This is a genomic window from Bradyrhizobium sp. HKCCYLRH2047, from assembly GCF_051168175.1.
Lineage (GTDB): Bacteria > Pseudomonadota > Alphaproteobacteria > Rhizobiales > Xanthobacteraceae > Bradyrhizobium.
This window is the reverse complement of sequence record NZ_JBNPUM010000009.1, coordinates 80423-100662: the sequence shown is the minus strand read 5'-3', so window position 1 is coordinate 100662 and position 20240 is coordinate 80423. Positions and strand designations below refer to the sequence as shown.

Annotated in this window: 16 protein-coding genes; 9 read left to right on the top strand and 7 right to left on the bottom strand. The window is 67.1% G+C overall.

What is annotated here, in order from left to right:
• Positions 1-795: 795 nt before the first annotated feature.
• The 5 genes from ACQR1D_RS21805 to ACQR1D_RS21785 all read left to right on the top strand — a co-directional run bounded on the left by ACQR1D_RS21805 (position 796) and on the right by ACQR1D_RS21785 (position 7501).
• Entirely contained in the window at positions 796-2334 is a 1539-nt protein-coding gene (locus ACQR1D_RS21805) for an outer membrane protein (protein ID WP_434838618.1), read from the top strand.
• A 235-nt stretch (positions 2335-2569) separates the two neighbouring features.
• Positions 2570-3583 (top strand): helix-turn-helix domain-containing protein, encoded by a 1014-nt coding sequence (locus tag ACQR1D_RS21800; RefSeq protein ID WP_316238123.1) that lies wholly within the window; start codon positions 2570-2572, stop codon positions 3581-3583.
• 147 nt (positions 3584-3730) lie between these two features.
• Positions 3731-5248, top strand: a complete 1518-nt coding sequence (gene adh, locus ACQR1D_RS21795; protein WP_315804808.1) for an aldehyde dehydrogenase — start codon at positions 3731-3733, stop codon at positions 5246-5248.
• Between the two features lie 443 nt (positions 5249-5691).
• Complete coding sequence (locus tag ACQR1D_RS21790) at positions 5692-6213, top strand: PAS domain-containing protein (RefSeq protein ID WP_434838619.1); 522 nt, start codon at positions 5692-5694, stop codon at positions 6211-6213.
• Positions 6191-7501 carry a methyl-accepting chemotaxis protein gene (locus tag ACQR1D_RS21785; RefSeq protein ID WP_434838674.1) on the top strand — a complete coding sequence of 437 codons (1311 nt, stop codon included), beginning with the start codon at positions 6191-6193 and terminating at the stop codon, positions 7499-7501. The genes ACQR1D_RS21790 and ACQR1D_RS21785 overlap by 23 nt, the downstream gene beginning before the upstream one ends.
• A gap of 184 nt (positions 7502-7685) precedes the next feature.
• Here the strand turns inward: ACQR1D_RS21785 and ACQR1D_RS21780 are convergent, their stop codons facing one another.
• The 7 genes from ACQR1D_RS21780 to ACQR1D_RS21750 form a co-directional block, all read right to left on the bottom strand.
• Positions 7686-8153, bottom strand: coding sequence for a J domain-containing protein (locus ACQR1D_RS21780; protein WP_434838620.1), 468 nt, complete (start codon positions 8151-8153; stop codon positions 7686-7688).
• 83 nt (positions 8154-8236) lie between these two features.
• Positions 8237-8575: a Rieske 2Fe-2S domain-containing protein gene (locus tag ACQR1D_RS21775; RefSeq protein ID WP_434838621.1), complete on the bottom strand. Its 339-nt coding sequence runs from the start codon at positions 8573-8575 to the stop codon at positions 8237-8239.
• Positions 8576-8814: 239 nt separating this feature from the next.
• Complete coding sequence (locus ACQR1D_RS21770; protein WP_434838622.1) at positions 8815-9762, bottom strand: ABC transporter substrate-binding protein; 948 nt, start codon at positions 9760-9762, stop codon at positions 8815-8817.
• Positions 9763-9862: 100 nt separating this feature from the next.
• Entirely contained in the window at positions 9863-10903 is a 1041-nt protein-coding gene (locus ACQR1D_RS21765) for an ABC transporter permease subunit (RefSeq protein WP_315804813.1), read from the bottom strand.
• Entirely contained in the window at positions 10896-12419 is a 1524-nt protein-coding gene (locus ACQR1D_RS21760; RefSeq protein ID WP_434838623.1) for a sugar ABC transporter ATP-binding protein, read from the bottom strand. Before ACQR1D_RS21760 ends, ACQR1D_RS21765 begins: the two co-directional genes overlap by 8 nt.
• Positions 12420-12568: 149 nt before the next feature.
• Positions 12569-14014, bottom strand: a complete 1446-nt coding sequence (gene xylB, locus ACQR1D_RS21755) for a xylulokinase (protein WP_316216529.1) — start codon at positions 14012-14014, stop codon at positions 12569-12571.
• 243 nt (positions 14015-14257) lie between these two features.
• A complete protein-coding gene (locus ACQR1D_RS21750) occupies positions 14258-14719 on the bottom strand; it encodes a hypothetical protein (RefSeq protein WP_316216530.1) in 462 nt (153 codons plus the stop codon).
• A 333-nt stretch (positions 14720-15052) separates the two neighbouring features.
• On the opposite strand from ACQR1D_RS21750, the gene ACQR1D_RS21745 reads away from it, so the two are divergent.
• The 4 genes from ACQR1D_RS21745 to ACQR1D_RS21730 all read left to right on the top strand — a co-directional run bounded on the left by ACQR1D_RS21745 (position 15053) and on the right by ACQR1D_RS21730 (position 20239).
• Complete coding sequence (locus tag ACQR1D_RS21745; RefSeq protein ID WP_434838624.1) at positions 15053-15865, top strand: glucose 1-dehydrogenase; 813 nt, start codon at positions 15053-15055, stop codon at positions 15863-15865.
• A gap of 172 nt (positions 15866-16037) precedes the next feature.
• Positions 16038-17174: a diguanylate cyclase domain-containing protein gene (locus ACQR1D_RS21740; protein WP_434838625.1), complete on the top strand. Its 1137-nt coding sequence runs from the start codon at positions 16038-16040 to the stop codon at positions 17172-17174.
• 94 nt (positions 17175-17268) lie between these two features.
• The gene (locus tag ACQR1D_RS21735; protein WP_434838626.1) at positions 17269-18603 is read left to right on the top strand and encodes an acyclic terpene utilization AtuA family protein; all 1335 of its coding nucleotides are present in this window, start codon (positions 17269-17271) and stop codon (positions 18601-18603) included.
• Between the two features lie 85 nt (positions 18604-18688).
• Complete coding sequence (locus ACQR1D_RS21730; protein ID WP_434838627.1) at positions 18689-20239, top strand: GMC family oxidoreductase; 1551 nt, start codon at positions 18689-18691, stop codon at positions 20237-20239.
• Position 20240 lies beyond the last annotated feature (1 nt).

Here is a 20240-nt window from a genome sequence, read left to right as displayed (position 1 = left end):
AATCTGCCGCGCGCCGCCGCGCTACATCAGGCCGCAATCATGGATGTTTCGCGGCGCGCTGCTCCGATCAATTGCCGCGACGTCGACGAGGGTCCGCCCCATTCGGTGCGATTGCGGCGGCCTTTGCCGCTTTCTCTTCCGATCGATGAAGTCGCGCGGGCTGCGCAATAGCGGCGAAACCAAGGGCAGGACTTGTCGACGCGCATCGACAGCCGAGCGTCGGCGCGTCGACGGCGAAGGCGACCGCACAGACCAAGTGCCGCCCACTTCGCTGTAGTGCAATCGGAGCGTGTGGTTGATGTGAAGGCCGACGATCGCGAGGTGCGCGCGATCAGGACGCATGCCGCCGAGCGCGCTCTGCGCTTGCTGTGAGTTCGGTGCGGACGTTCGTCTACTACGAACTCATGAGCCGCTGCGGCATCGCGTCTCGCGCCGTTTGTCGCAATCGTGTCGCGCGCTGCTTCATTTTGCCAGAATCCTGCATCTTGCGTGCAACAGTCAAAGCCGAATTTCGATCGCGTCGGCGTCGCGATCTGCATTCCTTCCGAATGACATTTTTCAATTCAGTTCGCGACACAATCTCACCCTCCTGATGCGGCCGCCGTTTGTTGCGGCACGTGTTCAGGAGTTGTGAGTTCGATGCGTCGCGTATTTGGCGTATGCCTTTGCCTATCTACTTTCGCAGGAAGTACGACATCGGTCTGGGCGACTGATCTCGCCTTGCCTCCCCCGCTCCCGCCGCCCGACGTCTTCGCCTACAGGTGGAGTGGCTGCCATGCCGGCGCGAACGCCGGGATGGCCTGGTCGCGTCAGCAGCAGACGTGGAGCCAGGTCGCCAATGCCGCCGCCGCGCCGGTTCAGCCCGTGCAGCAGCCCGTCGGCAACGCAAACAACCCGCCGGTGGTCAAGCCGCCTGTGGTTGCAAACCCCGCGCCGAACCCGCCGCCGCCGAACAACCCCGGCGGGAACAACGGCGGATGGAAGCCGCCGCCGCATAAGCCGCCGGGCAAGCCTCCGATCTGCGAGCGCAACGACAAGGGCTGGTGGCAGCCCGGCAAGCAGTATCATGGCGACAAGGATCACGGCTGGCCGAACGACAAGCCGTCCTACAAGCCCGATCACGACGGTGGTCATCATTGGCCACAGGTTGGATCGAAAGGCGGCGACAACAAGTCTTCCTGGCCGTCGGCTCCATCCAAGAACAAGGACGACAATTACAACGACGTCAAATATGGCAGCGGCTGGTTCGACAAGCCTCACGACGACGACCATGGCAAGTCGAGCGGCTGGTCGCAGCTGCATTCGAGCGGTTACTCCGACCGATCGGCTTGGCTGCACCGTGATCGGCAGGACGATCACGACAAGCCGGCTTCCGGCTGGGGTGGGAAGAAGGACGACGGCACCGACAAGCCGCTTGGTTTCGGCTGGTCGAAGCAGCCGATGAAGAGCGAGCGTGACAGCTACGCCTGGATGAAGCCGGACGACCGGAACGACGACAAGCATGGCGGCTACGGCTGGGGCGGCAAGCCGCACGACAATGACGACGGCAAGGGCGGCTATGGCGACAAGCAGCCCGACAAGGATCATTGGCAGCAGCAGGGCGGCAATTACCATCATGGCGGATGGCCGCATCATCCGGACAAGCCCTGGCCGCCGAAGAATCCGCCGCCGAACAATGGCGGCGGTCAGCCGAACCCGCCGCCACAGGGCAACAATGGCAATCCGCCGGCGCAGAATCCGCCGCCGGTGGCCGGCGGCGGCAACGTGGCGCCGCTGCCCGTCGCGGCCGTGCAGATTCCGACCGCCATCTCCAGCAATGGCAGCGACGTCGTCGGCGGCCTGCAGCTCGGTTGCGACTACCAGATGGACCGCTTCGTGGTCGGCATCCAGGCGATGGCCGATCTCGGCATCATCAACGCGTCGAGCCCGCTCGGACCGGCGCTGACGATGAACACACGGACCAGCAACCTCTACACCGCCACCGTGCGTGCAGGCTATCTTGTGACGCCTGAGATCCTGGCCTATGTGCGCGGTGGCGCGGCGTGGACGCGGACCAACGTCTCGGTCGTCAACACCGCCACCGGACAGTCCGCCAGCGTGGCGTTCAACCGCAGCGGCTGGACGGTCGGTGCCGGCGTCGAGTGGATGTTCGCCCGCAACTGGTCGGCCTTCGCCGAATATGATTACGCCGATTTCGGCACCGTGACCGGCGCGCTGCCGGGCGCCGCCGCGATCACCGGCGGGCCGAACGTCGTCAGCCAGAAGACCCAGCTCCACACGGCGATGATCGGCGTCAACTACCGCTTCGAGATGCTGTCGCGCGGCGGCCGCTGAGATCAGCGGCGGACGCATCCATTCAACACGATTGAGGCCGCCTGGATCGTCCAGGCGGCCTTTCGCTTTTGTCGACCGGCGCTCAGCTGGCGCGCGCCGAGGTCAGGAACTTTCCGACCTCCGAGGGGGCGCTCCAGCTCCCCGTTCCTTGACGCCGGTCAAACGGCGGTGCTGTAGTTGCGCTAATCTGATTATAAGCTGCGCCAATCGCGGCAGGAAAGCCGGGAGGAGGGACATGGGGCGTTCGCCCGGGAATGCCCATTCGGATCGCATCCTGGAGGCTTTGGCCAAGGGGGATGCGAAGGCTGACGCTGACGGCAAGGCCGATCACAGAGCCGACAGAGGCGCGCCGGCGGTCTCGGCGCTGGCGGCATCATGGCGCCGCTCCGGCCATCTGCATGCGCTCGATCCTGCCACCCCGAAGCTGCCGGCCCGGCTGACGGCCGCCGAGATCGCTGATGCGCGCGCCCGGCTCGGGCGGCTGCTCGCGATCGCGCAAGCGAGCCTCGACCGGCTGTTCCTGGCGGTCGGGGGCGTCGGCTGCTCGGTGCTGCTGGCCGATGCCGAGGGCACCGTGCTCGAGCGCCGCGGCGCGCGCGGCGACGACGCCACCTTCGAATCCTGGGGCCTGTGGACCGGCGCGGTGTGGAGCGAGCGGCACGAGGGCACCAACGCGATCGGCACCTGCCTGGTCGAGAAGCGGCCGCTGACCATCGACCGCGACCAGCACTACCTGTCGCGCAACGCGCGCCTGTTCTGTACCACGGCGCCGATCTTCGACGAGCATGGCCAGCTCAAGGCCGCGCTCGACGTCTCCTCCTGCCGTGCCGATCTGACCGAAGGCTTCAGTCGGCTGATCGCGACCACCGTCGCGGATGCCGCGCGGCTGATCGAGGCGGAGAATTTCCGCCAGGCCTTTCCACACGCCCGCATCGTGCTGACGCCGGACAGCGAGCGCGAGATCAACTCGCTGCTGGCGGTCGATCGCAACGACCTCGTCATCGGTGCCACACGGGCGGCGCGGCGGGCGCTCAACCTGTCTCCGTCCGCGCTGGCGCGCCCGGTGCCGGCCGGCGACCTGATCAAGGACACGACCACCGGTGGCGACGACATCGACGCCGCCGAGCGCGCGGTGCTGAAGCGCGCGCTGGCGCGCGCCGGCGGCAACGTCTCGAAGGCGGCGAAGGAGCTCGACATGTCGCGCGCCACCCTGCACCGGAAGATGAAGCGGCTCGGGCTCGAGCGATGAACGCGCCGCGACTGTCGAATCGCAGCCAACATGTCGCAGAACTGCGACACTTGTTCGGACGCGCTCGTTTCAGCCTCTGGTCTGTCGTGCCGGTTTGATCGAGCCTCCCTGCAACGCCGTGTGCATCGGCGTGAATGGGAGAGAGAGATGACCAAGGTTGACGTCAATGCGGCGCTCAAGCCGCCTTTCGCTGCGCGTTACGACAACTTCATCGGCGGCGCCTGGAAGGCCCCCAACGCCGGCAAATATTTCGACAACATTTCGCCGATCACCGGCCAGCCGGTGTGCCAGATCGCGCGCTCCGATGCGTCCGACATCGAGGCCGCGCTCGACGCCGCGCATGCCGCCAAGGACGGCTGGGCCCGTACCAGCGTGACCGAACGCGCGATGGTCCTCAACAGGATCGCCGACCGCATGGAGGCCAATCTCGACAAGCTCGCGCTCGCCGAGACCTGGGACAACGGCAAGCCGATCCGCGAGACCACCGCCGCCGACATCCCGCTCGCCATCGATCACTTCCGTTATTTCGCCGGCGTGATCCGCGCCCAGGAAGGCTCGATCGCCGAGATCGACCACGACACCATCGCCTATCACTTCCACGAGCCGCTCGGTGTCGTCGGCCAGATCATTCCGTGGAATTTCCCGATCCTGATGGCGGCGTGGAAGCTCGCGCCGGCGCTCGCCGCCGGCAATTGCGTCGTGCTCAAGCCGGCCGAGCAGACGCCGGCCTCGATCCTGGTGCTGATGGAAATCGTCGGCGACCTGCTGCCGCCGGGTGTGCTCAACGTCGTCAACGGCTTCGGCCTCGAAGCCGGCAAGCCGCTGGCGTCGTCGAACCGCATCGCCAAGATCGCCTTCACCGGCGAGACCTCGACGGGGCGCCTGATCATGCAATACGCCTCGCAGAACCTGATCCCGGTGACGCTGGAGCTCGGCGGCAAGTCGCCGAACATCTTCTTCAAGGACGTCTGCGCCGAAGATGACGACTTTCTCGACAAGGCGATCGAAGGCTTCGTGATGTTCGCGCTCAACCAGGGCGAGGTCTGCACCTGCCCGAGCCGCGCGCTCATTCACGAGTCGATCTACGAGCGCTTCATGGAGCGCGCGCTGCAGCGCGTCGGGGCGATCGTGCAGGGCAGCCCGCTCGATCCGGCGACGATGATCGGCGCGCAGGCCTCCTCCGAGCAGATGTCCAAAATCCTGTCCTACATCGACATCGGCAAGCAGGAGGGCGCGCAGCTCCTGATCGGCGGCGAGCGCAATGTGCTCGGCGGCGATCTCGCCGGCGGCTACTACGTCAAGCCGACGGTGTTCAAGGGGCACAACAAGATGCGCGTGTTCCAGGAGGAGATCTTCGGACCCGTGGTCTCGGTCACGACCTTCAAGACCGAGGACGAGGCGCTGGCGATCGCCAACGACACGCTCTACGGCCTGGGTGCCGGCGTGTGGAGCCGCGACGCCAACACCTGCTACCGCTTCGGCCGCAACATCCAGGCGGGGCGCGTCTGGACCAACTGCTATCACGCCTACCCGGCGCATGCGGCATTCGGCGGCTACAAGCAGTCCGGCGTCGGACGCGAGACCCACAAGGTGATGCTCGACCACTACCAGCAGACCAAGAACATGCTGGTCAGCTATAGCCCGAAGAAGCTCGGCTTCTTCTGAGGCAGGGGGCGCCGGGCCGGTCGGGCATGAGCGCCCCGACCGGCCCGTGCGCGTCTCATGAGGTTGCGGGGCGTCACGTACGCACCTCCTGGTCCTTGTGCCACATCTTCCAACAAGGCGACGGCCGACGCGATCCTCCGGCCAGCGGTCCGCACCGATCGCCGGCCATCGAGCCGGCGCGCCCCGTCCCCGCCGCGGGCGCCACCTGTATTCTGGCGGGGGCTCCCAGTTAACGCGATGTTTCACAGTTAACGTCAGATTGAGGCCGGGAGGCGGACAGCCTTCTCCTGGGCCCGGCGAAAGCCGGCCGATGGGGTCCTGGCGACACCTGGCCGCACGCCGGGCGGCGCCGGTTGTGCCCGCGCGTCGACCGGACCGGCCGTACGGGCCGGGCCATCCCGTCTGTCCGCCCCGCATCGTGATGACCGCAAGGAGGACCAGCCATGGCCCACATTGTGAAACCGACCGGCATCGAGCACATGCTCGGCGAAGAAGACCTGATCGTCTCGAAGACCGACCGCAAGGGACGCATCACCTACGCCAACGACGTCTTCGTTCGCATGGCCAGGTACAGCTATGACGAGCTCCTGGGAGCGCCTCACAGCCTGATCCGCCATCCCGAGATGCCGCGATGCGTCTTCAAGCTGCTGTGGGACACGCTGGAGGCCAAGCGCGAGATCTTCGCCTATGTCGTCAACCTGGCCAAGGACGGCAGCCATTATTGGGTGCTCGCCCATGTGACGCCGACGCTGGACGACCAGGGCAATATCATCGGCTACCATTCCAACCGCCGCAGACCCGAGCGTGGGCCGATCGAGAGCCTCAAGCCGATCTACAAGACGTTGTGCGACGAGGAGGCGCGCCACGCCAATGCCAAGGACGGCCTGCGCGCAAGCTTTGACATGATGGTCTCGGCGATCAAACAACAAGGCGTTGAATATGATGAGTTCGTGCTCTCTCTCTAAGGCCCAGATCGCGATCGCGGCCGCGGCGCTGCTGGCACTCGGCGGGCTGGCCTGGCTCGTCGTCGCCGGCGCGACCCCGCCCGCCGCAGGCGGAGCGCTGCTCATCGCTGTTGCGCTGCTGCTCGGCCTTGGCTTGTGGCAACTGCGGGTGGCATCTGCCGTGATCGCGGAGGCGGCCAAGGTCTGTCACAGCGCAGCCAAGGGCAATCTCGAGCCGCGGCTGCTGAGCCGGCGCCAGCACGGCGACATAGGTCTGTTGCAGAAATCGATCAACGACATGCTCGACATCACCGACGCCTTCGTGCGCGAGGCGTCGGCGTCGATGGACTATGCCAGCCGCGGCAAGCATTTCCGCAAGATCATGGTGCGGGGCCTGCCTGGCGCATTCCGCCGCTCGGCGGCGATCATCAACCAGGGCACCGACGGCCTCGGCCGCCGGGTGGTCGACATTGCGGGTCTGGCACGGCAGTTCGGCACGCAGCTCGATCAGATCGTCGTCAGCCTCGTCGGCGCGGCGGGGGATCTCGAGTCCGACGCCGGCCACGTCGCGACGGCCGCGACGGAAACCAGCCGCCGCACCGAGGATGTGATCGCGGCTTCGGGGCGCGCGTCGTCCAATGTGCAGACGGCGGCGGGCGCGGCGGATCAGCTCGCGTCCTCGATCGCCGAAATCGGCCGGCAGGTCTCACGCTCCACCGAAAGCGCGGGGCGTGCGGTCGGTGAGGCCAACCGTGCCGGCGGCGAGATCCGCGAGCTTGCCGATGCGGCGGTCCGGATCGGTGACGTGGTCAAGCTGATCAGCGAGATCGCTGAACAGACCAACCTCCTGGCGCTGAATGCGTCGATCGAGGCGGCGCGGGCCGGCGATGCCGGGCGCGGCTTTTCCGTCGTTGCGGCCGAGGTCAAGAGTCTCGCCGACCAGACCGCCAAGGCGACCGAGGAGATCAGCGCCAAGGTCAACGAGATGCAGCACTCGACCTCGACGTCAGTCGCGGCGGTCGAGGCGATCGCGCGGACGATCGCCGAGATCGACGAGATCGCGTCCACCATCTCGGCCGCGGTCGACCAGCAAGCGGCTGCGACGCAGAACATCGCGCACAATGTTCAGGAAGCCTCGTCCGGCACGTCACGGGTCGCGTCCGACGTCGGCGCGATCAGCAGTGCTGCCGCCGACACCGGCCGGATCGCGTCGCGGGTCAACAATGCCTCCGAGCGGGTCCATGGCGAGGTCGAGACGCTGCGTCGCGAGGTCGACCAGTTCATGAAGCGGCTGATGGCCACGGGATAGCCTGGAGTTGCGCGTCGTCACGCGCGCACCACCGGGCCCGTGCGCCCCATCTTGCGGCAACGCGACGTCCGTCTGACGGCCAGTCGCACGAAAGCGTCCGGCCGGCGCGGGCGCCGGCTTGGATCCCGCTCTTGGCTCACTCAGCCCATTTCGTGGCTGTCGGCCGCTTCATCGCCAGCGATCTTCAGCCCAACTGTGCCAGCAGCGCATCGCGCGCTTCGGAAATGCGCCGATAAAGGTCATTGCTGCCGCCGGCGTCGGGATGTGCGGTCTTGGCCAGCCGGCGGAACGCATCCTTGATGTGCGTAGCCGTCAGCGTGCCCTGCAGGGGCAGCTCGAGGACCGCGCGAAAGGCGTCGTCGTTCCGGTCGCGTGCGAGCCGATCCCACAGGGCGCGACGCGCGGCCCGCGCCTCGATGCGCAACGCATCCTGATCCTGTCGCCAGCGTCGTTGTGACATGACGAGGCAGGCACCGAACACGACCCGGCCCTGCGTCTCCAGCTCGTCGAAGCTGAACGGCCCGACGGCGTCGTAGGGCGGCGCGAGCTGCGCGAGCCGGCCCGTTGCACCTTCGACAATGGCGCCGAGCCGGACCGTGTCGACGATCCCCACCGAGCCATTCCAGATCACCCAGTCCGCGGCGCCCGTCATGCTGCTGAACTCGTCGATATGGCGTCCGTTCGCAGCACGGACAGGGAAGTGCCTCGCGGTTGCTCTCGTCTTCGATGTGCCGATCAAGCCGGAGCACGCGCCGGCTTGATCGGACCGACATCGACCTGGATCTCGCCGCCTTCGACCTGCAGGGGATAGGCGTGCAGCGCGTTGCGGACCAGATGCGTGACGCACTTGCCGCTGCCGCCGTCGAAGCCCCATTGATGGTGCGGGCAGGTGATCGTCTTGCCGTCGAACGTCGCCTCCGTCAGCGGCACGTCGGCATGCGGGCAACGGCCGCGAAAGGCCTTCAGCTCGCCGCCGGCGGGCCAGAGCAGCAGCACGCTCTTCTTGCCGACCTGGTACAGGCCCATGCCGCCTTCGGCCATGGCGGTTGTCGGACAGACTGCGGTGAAAGCCATCGGATCGCCTGCTGATTGATGCCGTCAGGCAGGCCCACGCAAGTTCCGGACCAGCGGGGAGGGCGATCTGCACCGCCCGATCAAGTGGATCATTGTCGCAAATGCGACAGACGTGGACTGCCATGCTGATTGTCGTGACGCCCGCGCATTTCAGTTCCCAAAGCAAGACGCCGCCCGGCAAGGGGCGGCGCCGAACCTCATGTGGGATGTTCGAGCTATGTCGGGTCGGCTATTCCTGGCTATTCCTTCCGCTCCGAGGTCCAGCCCTTGTACTCGCCGACATTGTCGCGCGTGATCAGCTTGGAGGGCAGCAGCTCGACGGTCGAGGCGGGCTTCTGGCCGTCGAGCAGGCCGACGCCGATCTGCACGGCGCGGCGCGCCATGAAGAACGGATCCTGCGAGGCCGAGGCCTGGATCTGCTGCGAGGCCGGATCCTTCAGCGCGGCTTCGATGTCGGGCGCGCCGTCGACCGCGGTGATGACGATGCCGGTGCGCCCCTGCTGACGCGCGGCGAGATCGGTGCCGATCGCCTGCGGATCGTTGATGGCGAAGATCGCGTCGATCTTGGGGAAGCGCGTCAGATAGCCCTGCGTCACCGTGAGGCCGCCCTCGCGCGAACCCTTGCCGTCCTGGTCGCTCGACAGCACCTTGATGCCAGGAGCCTTGGCGAACACGCTCTTGCAGCCGTTGACGCGGTCGATCACGGCCGACACCTGCGGCCCGTTCTCGATGATGACGTCGCCCTTGCCGCCGAGCTTGTCGACGATGTACTGGCACGAGATCTCGCCGGCCTGCACGTTGTTGGTGGTCACGGTGGCGTCGGCGCCCTCGGCCGCGGTGTCGACCGCGACGACGATGATGCCGGCGGCCTGCGCCTTCTTGATCGCAGGACCCACCGCCTTCGGATCACCCGGATTGAGCAGGATCATGTCGACGCCCGCGGCGATGAAGTTGTCGATCTGGGTGACCTGCTTGCCGAGATCGTATTCGAAGCCGACCGCGGTGATCTTGACGTTCGGGTTGGTCTTCTTGGCCTCGAACTCCGCGCCCTTCGACAACGCGACGAAGAACGGATTGCCGAGCGAGCCCAGCGAGACGCCGATCGATTTCAGCTCCTTGGCCGACGACGGCGCGGAGCTCATCACGAGCGCAAGCGCGGCACCGGCAAACAAAACCGACTTCAACATTGGTTTCCTCCCTGGCCCTTCCTGTTCGTCTACGCACGGCGGACCAGTGGCCGTGGAAGAATGCGTTGCGGCGGGCCCCGGTGGAGCCCGCCATGTCGTCTCAGGTGCGGGCCGAGCCCTGCAGCCGGTAGCGGTCGAGCGCGACGGCGCCGATGATCACGAGGCCCTTGATGACGTATTGCCAGATGTCGGACACGCCGACCAGGATGAGCCCGTTCGACAACACCGCGATGATGAGCGCGCCGACCAAGGTGCCCCAGATCGAGCCGATGCCGCCGACGAACGACGTGCCGCCGAGAATGACCGCGGTGATGGCGTCGAGCTCGTAGGACTGGCCGAGCTGCAGGCCGTTCGCCGCATAGAGCCGCGCCGCCTGCATGCCGCCGCCGAGGCCGGCGAGCAGGCCGGACATGCCGTAGACGAAGATCAGCACCGCCCAGACCTTGATGCCGGCGAGCCGCGCCGCGCTCTCATTGCCGCCGACGGCATAGATGTGCACGCCGAGCACGGTCCGGCGCAGGATCAGCCAGGAGCCGAGGATCACGAGCAACGCGATCACCGACAGCCAGGGGATCGAGACGACGCCCGGAATGATCGTCAGCGAGGCGTTGCCGATGAAGGCATAGGGAATGGACGGGTTGAACACGGTGGTGTCGCCACCCATCAGGCGGGCGAGACCGCGCACCGCGGTGAGCGATCCGAGGGTCACGATGAACGGCGGCAGCCGCAACAGCGCGATCAGCGCGCCATTGACGACACCGAAGGCAAGGCCCGTCAGCACCGCGGCCGGCAGCCACAGCGCGCCGAGATCTGGCATCTTCGACAGTGTCAGCCCGGCCATCGCCGCAGCGGCCAGGATCGAGCCGACCGAGAGATCGATGCCGCCGGTCAGGATGACAAAGGTCATCCCGGCGGCGAGCACGGTGTTGACCGCGGCCTGCTGCAGCACGATGCCGAGATTCTGTCCGGTGAAGAAGCGTCCCTCCGACAGCAGGTGGAAGCCGACGCAAAGGATGAGCAGCACCGGCAGCATGCCGGCGGCGCGGATCATCAGCCGCAGCCGCTGCTGCTTGTTGTCCGACGCGGACGGCAGGCCGGATGAAGGCGCGGTCTTGGCTTGCGACGAACTGTTGTCAGGCATCGACGTGCTCCGTCCCGGTGGCCAGCGCCATGATGTCTTCCTGGGTGATGGGTGATGTCGTGCTCTGCTGCAGCTCGCCGGCCAGGTGCCCTTCGCGCATCACCAGCACGCGGTCGCAGATGCCGAGGATCTCCGGCAAATCGGACGAGATCACCAGGATCGCGGTGCCCGACTTGGCGAGATTGTCGATGATCGAATAGATCTCGGACTTGGCGCCGACGTCGACGCCGCGCGTCGGCTCGTCCAGGATCAGGACCTTCGGCGCGGTCGCAAGCAGGCGCGACAGCAGCACCTTCTGCTGATTGCCGCCCGACAGCCCGCCGACGGTGACGCCGGGATTGGGGGCGCGGATGCCGAGCGCGGCGAATGCTTCGTCGGCGCGCGTCTTCGCCTTGTCGCGATCGAGAATGCCGCCGAGCTTCGCGTCGCGTCCGATCACGGCGAGGTTGATGTTGTCGGCGCAGGACATGTCGAGAAACAGGCCCAGCGCCTTCCGGTCCTCGGTCAGATAGGCGATCCCGGCATCGAGCGCATCGCGCGGCGTGTCGATGCTGACTTTCTCGCCGTCGAGCTCGATGTGTCCGGTCGTCTTCGGCGCGGCGCCGATGATGAGATGCGCGAGCTCGGTGCGTCCGGCGCCGATCAGCCCGGCGAGGCCGACCACCTCGCCGGCATGAACGGTCAGCGAGCAGTTCTTGACGCGATGGCCGTCGCCGAGATCGACGGCGCTGAGCACTGCGCGGTCACGCTTGGCGTGCGGGTCGTGATCCTTCTTGTAGAACGACGACACGTCGCGGCCGACCATCATGCGGACGATGCTGTCGGCGCGGATCTCCGGCTTGTCGAGCGAGCCGACCAGCCGGCCGTCGCGGAGCACCGTGACGCGGTCGCCGAGCGCATAGACCTCGTCCATGCGATGCGAGATGTAGATGATGGCGAGCCCCTCGGCGCGCAGCTGGCGGATCAGCGCGAACAGCTTCTCGCTTTCGCCGGCGGACAGGGAGGTCGTCGGCTCGTCCATGATCAGGATCTTGGATCGTGCATGCAGCGCGCGGGCAATCTCCACCAGCTGGCGCTGGCCCATCGACAACTCGGCCACCAGGGTGGAGGCTGTGAAATCGGCGCCGAGCCGGTCCAGGATCGGTCCAGCGCCCTCGTGCATGGTGCTGCGCGCGAGCAGGCCGCTCTGCGACAGCTCGCGCCCGAGATAGATGTTTTCGGCAACCGTCAGGTTCGGCGCCAGCGACAACTCCTGGTAGATGATCGAAATGCCGGCGTTGCGGCCGCCCATCGGTCCCTCAATGCGCACCGGCCGGCCCTCGATGCGGATCTCGCCGCCGGGATCGGGGCGATAGGCGCCGGAGAGAATCTTCATCAGCGTGGATTTGCCGGCACCGTTTTCGCCCATCAGCGCATGGACTTCGCCGGCATAGACGGTGAGGTCGACCTTGTGCAGGGCCTTGATGGTGAAGAATGACTTCGACACCCCTCGCATCTCGAGGATCGGACCGCTCATCGTGCCTCCCAATGCACGTCGTCTTGTCGTCCGCGGCTCGTTGATCGCTGGCGCGGGGTAGCCATTAAACTAGAGGCTGTTGCCGAATACAATATGAAAGAGACGCCGCTGCAACGCGTCGCCGCGACGAATGCCTTTCGGAGATCGGGTTAGCTCGGCCGACGATAGAGCTGTTGCCAGCGCGGCCGCCGCTCGGCATAGGCTGCCGACAGCGCGACGTCCGGCGCGAAGGTCCGCATGCGCGCGGGCGGCGTGCAGACCGCGCCGATGTCCTCGCCGGTAACGGCAAGACGTGCCAGCCGGGCCGCGCCGAAGGCGGCGCCGGTCTCGCCCTCGGCCAGCCGATGAACGGGAATGCCGAGGACATCAGCCAGGATCGCCAGCCAGAGGTCGGAGCGCGATCCGCCGCCGATCGCATCCGCTTCGGCAATCACGAGGCCGGTTTCCCTCAGCGCGTCGCGGCAGTCGGCCAGGGCGAAGGCAACGCCCTCGAGCACCGCCTGGACGATGACGCTGCGATCTGTCGCATGACTCAGGCCGTCGAGCAGGCCGCGGGCATGGGGATCGTCATGCGGCGTCCGCTCGCCCGCGAGATAGGGCAGGAAGCTGACCGGCGACGGCGCGGCGGGCCGTGCGCCCAGCGGGGCAAGCAGCTCCGTTTCGCTCGCGCCAAGCAGCCGCGCGACCCAGGCGAGGCATGAGGCCGCCGACAGCATCGCGCCGGCCTGCAGCCACATCGCAGGGACGGCATGACAGAAGGTGTGAACGACGCGCTCGGGATTGGCCGTGACGGCGTCGACCGGCGTGATCACGGCGCCGGACGTGCCGAGCGTGATGAAAGTGGCGCCCGGCCTGACAGCGCCGATGCCGACGGCACCGGCCGGGTTGTCGCCCGCGCCGCCCGCGAAGGCCGGACGCTTCGTCATGCCCCAGCGTTCCGCGAGGTCGCTGCGCAACCGGCCCGCCGGCGCGCAGCCTTCGACGAGGCGCGGCATCTGCGCACGCGTCAGGCCGGTGGCGGCGAGGCCCTCGTCCGACCAGTCGCGCCCGACGACATCGAGCCAGAGCGAGCCGGACGCATCGGACATGTCCTCGATCACATCGCCCGTCAGCACCAGCCGGACATAGGCCTTTGGCAGCAGAACCAGCCGCGTGGCCGCGAAGATCTCGGGCTCGTGCGCCGCGATCCACATCAGCTTCGGCGCGGCAAAACCAGGCATCGCCTTGTTGCCGGTGATCATGCGCAAGGCGGGCCAGCGCTGCTCCAGCGCGAGGCATTCCCGCTCCGACCGCCCGTCGTTCCAGAGAATGCAGGGCCGCAACGGATTCATCGCGGCATCGAGCAGCACCGGGCCATGCATCTGGCCCGACAGGCCGATGGCGTCCACCGCCGTCAACGCGCCGGGATGATCGGCCTTGAGCGCATCGAGCGTGGCGAACACCGCGGCGATCCAGGCGGCGGGGTCCTGCTCGGCCCAGCCCGGTCGCGGCACGTCCATCGTCAAGGCGCGGCTGCGGCTCGCAACGACGCGCTGCGCGTCATCGACGATGATCGTCTTGACCGCGGATGTTCCAAGATCGATGCCGAGATACATGAAGGACCCGCTTGCCGCTCGTTGGCCCGCGCGCCCGCCACGGGTCTTCGTCGCGAACGTCCGAGGAGTCGTTGTCGACGAAGTGCGGACAAGCAGCGCCGCAGGCGATGTCGACGACCGCCTGCGGGATTGACCGTATCGCGTTGTATCGCGAAGTCCAGCGCGTATGCCTTGGACGGGGTCATCGGAGGTGAGGCTGCCGCCGCGGCGGGAGCCCGTAACTGAAGATGGGTGGCCTGAACTTCAAGTCTGGATTTTCTGCGCTTGCCAGCGCTGCCGCCCGGACCCATCATCATCCTTGATGAGGTTCACCTGCTTGCCGTCCGAGGTGCAACTCAGATAGACGCGGCCGCCACTGGTCCCACCGACCACGATGATCTGGTAGTATTCGCAGATCGGCGAATCTGCGGGAACGAACCGCCAGCGCTGCCGCCCGCTGAGATCGTCCTCGGCGATCAGGTTGACTGTCTCGCCGTCGGATGTGCAACTCAGATACGTATATTTGGGCTCAGTGCCACCCTGCACCCTGATGTTGTACACGCCGGGAAAATCGGCAACGGGCACCAAGTCCCAGCCTTGGAGCTCACCTGCCTTGCCGTCCTCGCTGGACAAGCTGACGCTGCCGTTGGTCGCGCCGCTCAGCAGCGAATTGGCCGAAGTGAGGCCACGAAGGACTTGGAAATTGTGCAGGCCGGCTTCGATCATAATCGTCCTCCTCAATATCGGATGGTTGGAAACGCAAGGATTGTAGTCCAGTGGCGGCGCGTCGAACCGTGAAGCGGTTCACACATTCAGCAATCTTAGATTGTAGAGCCGTTTTGAAGATCGCGGTAACCTTTCCTCAATGGTCACGTGGGCGAAGCCCGAATCGCAGGCACCATTGCGATCCAAGCTCTACTGCACCGATGCTCCCCGTTCGTCCGATGCAGACTGGTCTTGATGGGGCGCATCCGTGTGGATAACAGATGGCCGGAGCAGATGATCGTATGGTGATCCTCGATTGTCGTTTCGAGCGTCAACCGATCCCCGGAGGAACCCATGCAGCAGCCATCGCGTCTCGCCGGACATTACGCGCTGGTGACCGGTGCGGCCCAAGGCATCGGCCGCGCGATCGCGGTGCGCTTTGCCGAGGAGGGCGCGCATGTCGCGATCAATTTCGGCGGTCCGTCGCCATCGGGCGATGAGACCCTGGCGCTGGTGCACGCGGCCTCCGCCGCGCATGGTCACGGCGCGCGCGATCATTTCGCCGTGAAGGCCGACATCGGCGTCGAGGCCGAGATCGCCGAGATGTTCGAGACCGTGCTGACGCGCTGGCCCCGGCTCGACTGCCTGGTCAACAATGCCGGCTTCCAGCGGGAATCGCCGAGCGAGGCGCTCGACGTCGACGCCTATCGCAAGATCCTCGATGTCAATCTCAACGGCGCGGTGCTGTGCGCGCGTCATGCGCTGGCGCATTTCGTCGCGCGCGGCGGCGGCAACATCATCAATACGTCGAGCGTGCACCAGATCATTCCGAAGCCCGGCTATCTCGCTTATTCGATCAGCAAGAGCGCGATGGCGGGCCTCACCCGGACCCTCGCGCTCGAATTCGCCGGCCGCGGCATCCGCGTCAATTCGGTCGGGCCCGGCGCGGTCGACACGCCGATCAACGCCGCCTGGACCGGAGACCCGGCCAAGCGCGCGGCGGTCGAGTCCCACATTCCGATGGGGCGGGTAGCGAGCCCGGAAGAGATCGCCGGCGTATTCGCCTTTCTCGCCTCGTCCGAGGCGAGCTACATCACCGGACAGACGATCTATGCCTGCGGCGGCATCACGCTGTTCGGCGAGTTCCGCGACAATTGGGCGAGCTGATCCGACGCCCTGTGTCGCTCTGGCGCGTCATGCGCTGACATCATTCGCATTGTCAGGGTTGCGGTGAGCATCTCTTAAGCATCCGCGGCGCATGGCAGCCCTTCGCGGGTGCAGCGAGATTTCGTTAAGGCGTGGGTACGAGAGTGCGCGCAATTGCCGAAACGGAATTGCGATGCATCGATTGGACCCGGACATTCGTCGCGACCTCGCGCACCTGCTGTACAGCTCGATGCCGCTGGTCGGGACGATCGCGGTCGCGGCCGTCGTGATCGGCAGCGTGATGGCCTGGGTGGCGCACGATCCGGGCTACGCCGCGATCACGGTGGCGCTGCTGGTGATCGGCGCGCTGCGCGTGGTCAAGCTGCGGATGTTCGCCGCGCGCTTCGATCGGCTCGATCACGACGCCATCATTCGCTGGGAACGCCTCTACGGCCTCGGCGCCGCCGCCTTCGGTCTGGCCATCGGTGCGCTGTCGGCCCGCGCGTTCCAGATCGGCGACGGGCCCGGGATCTGGATGTGCTTCGGCCTGTCGATGGCGTTCTGTGTCGGCATCGTGTCGCGCGTCAGCCCGTGGATCGTCATGACCTCGTCGGCGGTGCTGCTGATCCCGACCGTCATCGCCTGCCTGATGCAGCCCGAGGCGGTCTACCGGATGGGCGCCGGCATGGTGGTGCTGTTCTGGATCACGCTGCGCGGGACGTCCTATCGGCTGACGGCCGCCTTCACCGAGCGCATCATGGCCGAGCAGGCGCTGGCGCGGCAGGCGCTGCGCGATTTCCTCACCGGCCTGCCGAACCGGGCTGCATTCATCACCGCGCTCGGCCGGTGCGATCGTCCCGTGGCGATCATTGCGGTCGATCTCGACGGCTTCAAGCTCGTCAATGGCCGGTTCGGCCATCAGGCCGGCGACGAGCTGTTGTGCCAGGTCGGCGCACGCCTGCAGGATTGCCTCGGCGAAGCCGGGCTGGCGGCGCGGTTCGGCGGTGACGAGTTCATGCTGCTGCTGCCCGCAGCCGGACGTGACGCTGCGCTCGCGCTCGCGCAAGCCGCGGTGACGGCGCTGTCGCGTCCCTTCACGCTGGCTGGAACGCGCGTGCAGATCGGCGCCAGCGCCGGCGTTCTGGTCGCGGGGGATCGGCGGGCGGATACGGAAGCGCTGCTCGGCCAGGTCGATCGCGCGCTCTATGCCGCCAAGCGCGCCGGCGGCCAGCGATGGTGCTGGGCCGACGAGCACATGGCCGTTGCCGTCGCATGCACGGCGAGCAGCGCGGTCCCGACGCTGGCGCTCGCGGATGAGCAGCATGCCTGATCGTCTGATGCGGACGTTGGCAAGGTCGCACCGCGGCCGCTAATGTGGCCGGCAGAAGCCGACGAACGGCGCATGATGTCAGGAGGAGCGGCCGATGCGAAGCATCAGGATCGGCGCCGGCGCGGGCTATTCCGGCGACCGGATCGAGCCCGCGGTGGAGCTCGCGGCGAAGGGCGGCCTGGACTATCTCGTGTTCGAATGCCTTGCGGAGCGCACGATCGCGCTGGCGCAGCAGGCGCGCATGAAGGATCCGGCCGCCGGCTATGATCCGCTGCTGGCGGCGCGCATGCAGGCGGTGCTGCCGATCTGCCGCGCCAACAAGGTCCGTATCGTCACCAACATGGGCGCCGCCAATCCGGTCGCCGCGGCCGAAGCCACCCGCGCCATCGCGCGCCAGCTTGGATTGACGGGGCTGAAGATCGCGGCCGTGACCGGCGACGATGTTCTGGAGCCGTTGAAGACAGCGGATGTCGTGCTCGACACCGGCGACACGATCCATGCCCTCGGCAATCGCGTCGTCTCCGCCAACGCCTATGTCGGCGCGGGCGCGATCGCGGAGGCGCTCGCGGGCGGAGCCGATGTCGTGATCACCGGGCGCGCCGCCGATCCGGCGCTGTTCCTCGGCCCCCTGATTCATGAGTTCGGCTGGGCTTTGGACGATTGGGACCGGCTCGGGCAGGGCACCGTCGTCGGTCATCTGCTCGAATGCGCCGGCCAGATCACCGGCGGCTATTTCGCCGATCCCGGACTCAAGGACGTTCCCGATCTCGCCCGGCTCGGCTTTCCGATCGGTGAGGTGCGCGAGGATGGCGAACTGATCGTGACCAAGGTCGCGGGCTCCGGCGGCTGCGTCACGCCGGCAACGGTGAAGGAGCAGTTGCTCTATGAGATCCACGATCCCGCGCAATATTTCCAGCCCGACGTCGTGGCGGATTTCTCGCAGGTGACCGTCGAGGAGCTCGGTGCGGACCGGGTCAGGGTGGTCGGCGGCCGCGGCCGGCCGAAGACGGGACTGCTGAAGACCTCGGTCGGCTATCTCGATTCCTATGTCGGCGAGGGGCAGATCTCCTATGCCGGCCCTGGCGCGGTCGCGCGCGGCCGCCTCGCGCTCGATATCGTCCGCGAGCGTCTCGCGCTCACCGGCGTGGCCGTGAGCGAGCTGCGCTGCGACCTGATCGGGCTGAATGCGCTGCATGGCGACGAGCGCGCAGAGGGTGCCGAGCCCCATGAGGTGCGCATTCGTGTCGCCGGGCGGACCGAGACGATGGCGGAGGCGATCCGCATCGGCAACGAGGTCGAGACGCTCTATACCAATGGCCCGGCCGGCGGCGGCGGCGCCTGGAAATCGGCGCGCGAGGTGATCGCCGTGGCCTCCTGTCTCGTGGCCGAGGATGCGCCGCAGCTCTGCGTCGGCACGCTGGTGGCCTGAGTTTTCGAGGGCTTCACGGATCGCTCGCGGCAGCGCAAGCTGGCCGTCATGATTGCGATGCCAGAGAACAGCGGGAATTCAGTCCATGTATGACGTCATTGTGGTCGGCGGCGGCTCCGCGGGCGCGGCCGTGGCTGCACGCCTGTCGGAAGACTCCCGGACGCGGGTCCTGCTGCTCGAGGCCGGCGCCGACTGGCGGGCGGACGAGGCGCCGTGGGAGATCGTGACGCCGAACCCGATTCCGATCATCCATGATCGCGCCTTCCAGGAGAAGTGGCAGTGGCCGCAGCTGATGTCCCGCCGCGTCGCCGGGCAGGACATGCGCTTCTACTGGCGCGGCAAGGGGCTGGGCGGCAGCTCGATGATGAACGGCCAGATCGCGATCCGCGGCGTGGCCGATGCGTTCGACGAATGGGCGGCCAATGGCTGCACGGGATGGTCGGCCAAGGACATCATGCCGCTGTTCGCGGTGATCGAGGACGATCTCGCGCTCGGTGATCGCGAGGGTCACGGCCGCGGCGGGCCGCTTCCGGTCTACCGCGCACCGCCTGACACATGGGGGCCGATCGACCGCGGCCTGCGCGATGCCGCGCTGGCGAGCGGTTATCCCTGGTGCGACGATCTCAACGGGCCCGACGGCGAGGGCGTCGCCTGCTATCCGATCAACAGCCGCAATGGCCGGCGCATCTCCACCAACGAGGCCTATCTGGAGCCGGCCCGCGGCCGTTCGAACCTCGAGATCCGCGGGCGGGCGCTGGTCGAGCGGCTGCTGATCAGCGACGGCAGGACGACCGGCGTGCGCGTCCATGTCGAGGGTGAAGGCGTGAAGGACATCGCGGCGCGCGAGGTCGTGCTGTGCGCCGGCGCCATCCATAGTCCGGCGATCCTGCTGCGCTCGGGCATCGGCCCCGCGGCGGATCTGCAGGCGCTCGGCATCGCCGTGCTGCGCGATCTTCCCGTGGGACGGCACTTCTTCGATCATCCGCTGTTCCGCACCACCATTCAATTGCGCGACGCGCTGCGTCCGACCGATCGCGACACCCGCCACACCAATTGCTGCGTCACCTACTCGTCGGGCCTCGCCGGCGGCGGCAAGCGCGACATGATCCTGATCGCGTTCAATCATCGCGGCATCGGTGTGCCCGGCGCGATCGGCGCCGGCCTGTTCAACGCCTTCTCGCGCGGTACGCTCAAGCTCGCCTCGACCGATCCGCGCGTGGATCCGATCGTCGAGGAGAACATGCTGGCCGATCCGCGCGACATCGCGCGGATGCGCGATGCGGTGAAGCGGCTGGCGCCGATCACGGTGCAGCCGGCGCTGCACGACATCGCCGACTGGATTCGCCTCGGCGATACGGAGTTCACCCTGCCGCAGGCGGCTGCGCTGCCCGATGCCGAGCTCGATGCGCTGCTGCGGCAGGTCACCGGCGACATCCAGCATGCCGCCGGGAGCTGCCGCATGAGCGGCTTCACCGATGACGATGGCGTGGTCGATCCGGACGGCCGCGTGAAGGGCATTGCCGGCCTGCGCGTCGCCGACGCCTCGATCATGCCGTCGGACTGCCGCGCCAACACGCATTTCACCACCGTCGTGATCGGCGAGGCGATCGCGCGGATGATGCGAGAGCGCCTGTAGA

Bases quoted from the DNA above. Each gene is read 5' to 3' on its own strand.
- ACQR1D_RS21805 (WP_434838618.1), top strand. From the start codon at position 796: ATGGCCTGGTCGCGTCAGCAGCAGACGTGGAGCCAGGTCGCCAATGCC.
- ACQR1D_RS21800 (WP_316238123.1), top strand. From the start codon at position 2,570: ATGGGGCGTTCGCCCGGGAATGCCCATTCGGATCGCATCCTGGAGGCT.
- adh (WP_315804808.1), top strand. From the start codon at position 3,731: ATGACCAAGGTTGACGTCAATGCGGCGCTCAAGCCGCCTTTCGCTGCG.
- ACQR1D_RS21790 (WP_434838619.1), top strand. From the start codon at position 5,692: ATGGCCCACATTGTGAAACCGACCGGCATCGAGCACATGCTCGGCGAA.
- ACQR1D_RS21785 (WP_434838674.1), top strand. From the start codon at position 6,191: ATGAGTTCGTGCTCTCTCTCTAAGGCCCAGATCGCGATCGCGGCCGCG.
- ACQR1D_RS21780 (WP_434838620.1), bottom strand. From the start codon at position 8,153: ATGACGGGCGCCGCGGACTGGGTGATCTGGAATGGCTCGGTGGGGATC.
- ACQR1D_RS21775 (WP_434838621.1), bottom strand. From the start codon at position 8,575: ATGGCTTTCACCGCAGTCTGTCCGACAACCGCCATGGCCGAAGGCGGC.
- ACQR1D_RS21770 (WP_434838622.1), bottom strand. From the start codon at position 9,762: ATGTTGAAGTCGGTTTTGTTTGCCGGTGCCGCGCTTGCGCTCGTGATG.
- ACQR1D_RS21765 (WP_315804813.1), bottom strand. From the start codon at position 10,903: ATGCCTGACAACAGTTCGTCGCAAGCCAAGACCGCGCCTTCATCCGGC.
- ACQR1D_RS21760 (WP_434838623.1), bottom strand. From the start codon at position 12,419: ATGAGCGGTCCGATCCTCGAGATGCGAGGGGTGTCGAAGTCATTCTTC.
- xylB (WP_316216529.1), bottom strand. From the start codon at position 14,014: ATGTATCTCGGCATCGATCTTGGAACATCCGCGGTCAAGACGATCATC.
- ACQR1D_RS21750 (WP_316216530.1), bottom strand. From the start codon at position 14,719: ATGATCGAAGCCGGCCTGCACAATTTCCAAGTCCTTCGTGGCCTCACT.
- ACQR1D_RS21745 (WP_434838624.1), top strand. From the start codon at position 15,053: ATGCAGCAGCCATCGCGTCTCGCCGGACATTACGCGCTGGTGACCGGT.
- ACQR1D_RS21740 (WP_434838625.1), top strand. From the start codon at position 16,038: ATGCATCGATTGGACCCGGACATTCGTCGCGACCTCGCGCACCTGCTG.
- ACQR1D_RS21735 (WP_434838626.1), top strand. From the start codon at position 17,269: ATGCGAAGCATCAGGATCGGCGCCGGCGCGGGCTATTCCGGCGACCGG.
- ACQR1D_RS21730 (WP_434838627.1), top strand. From the start codon at position 18,689: ATGTATGACGTCATTGTGGTCGGCGGCGGCTCCGCGGGCGCGGCCGTG.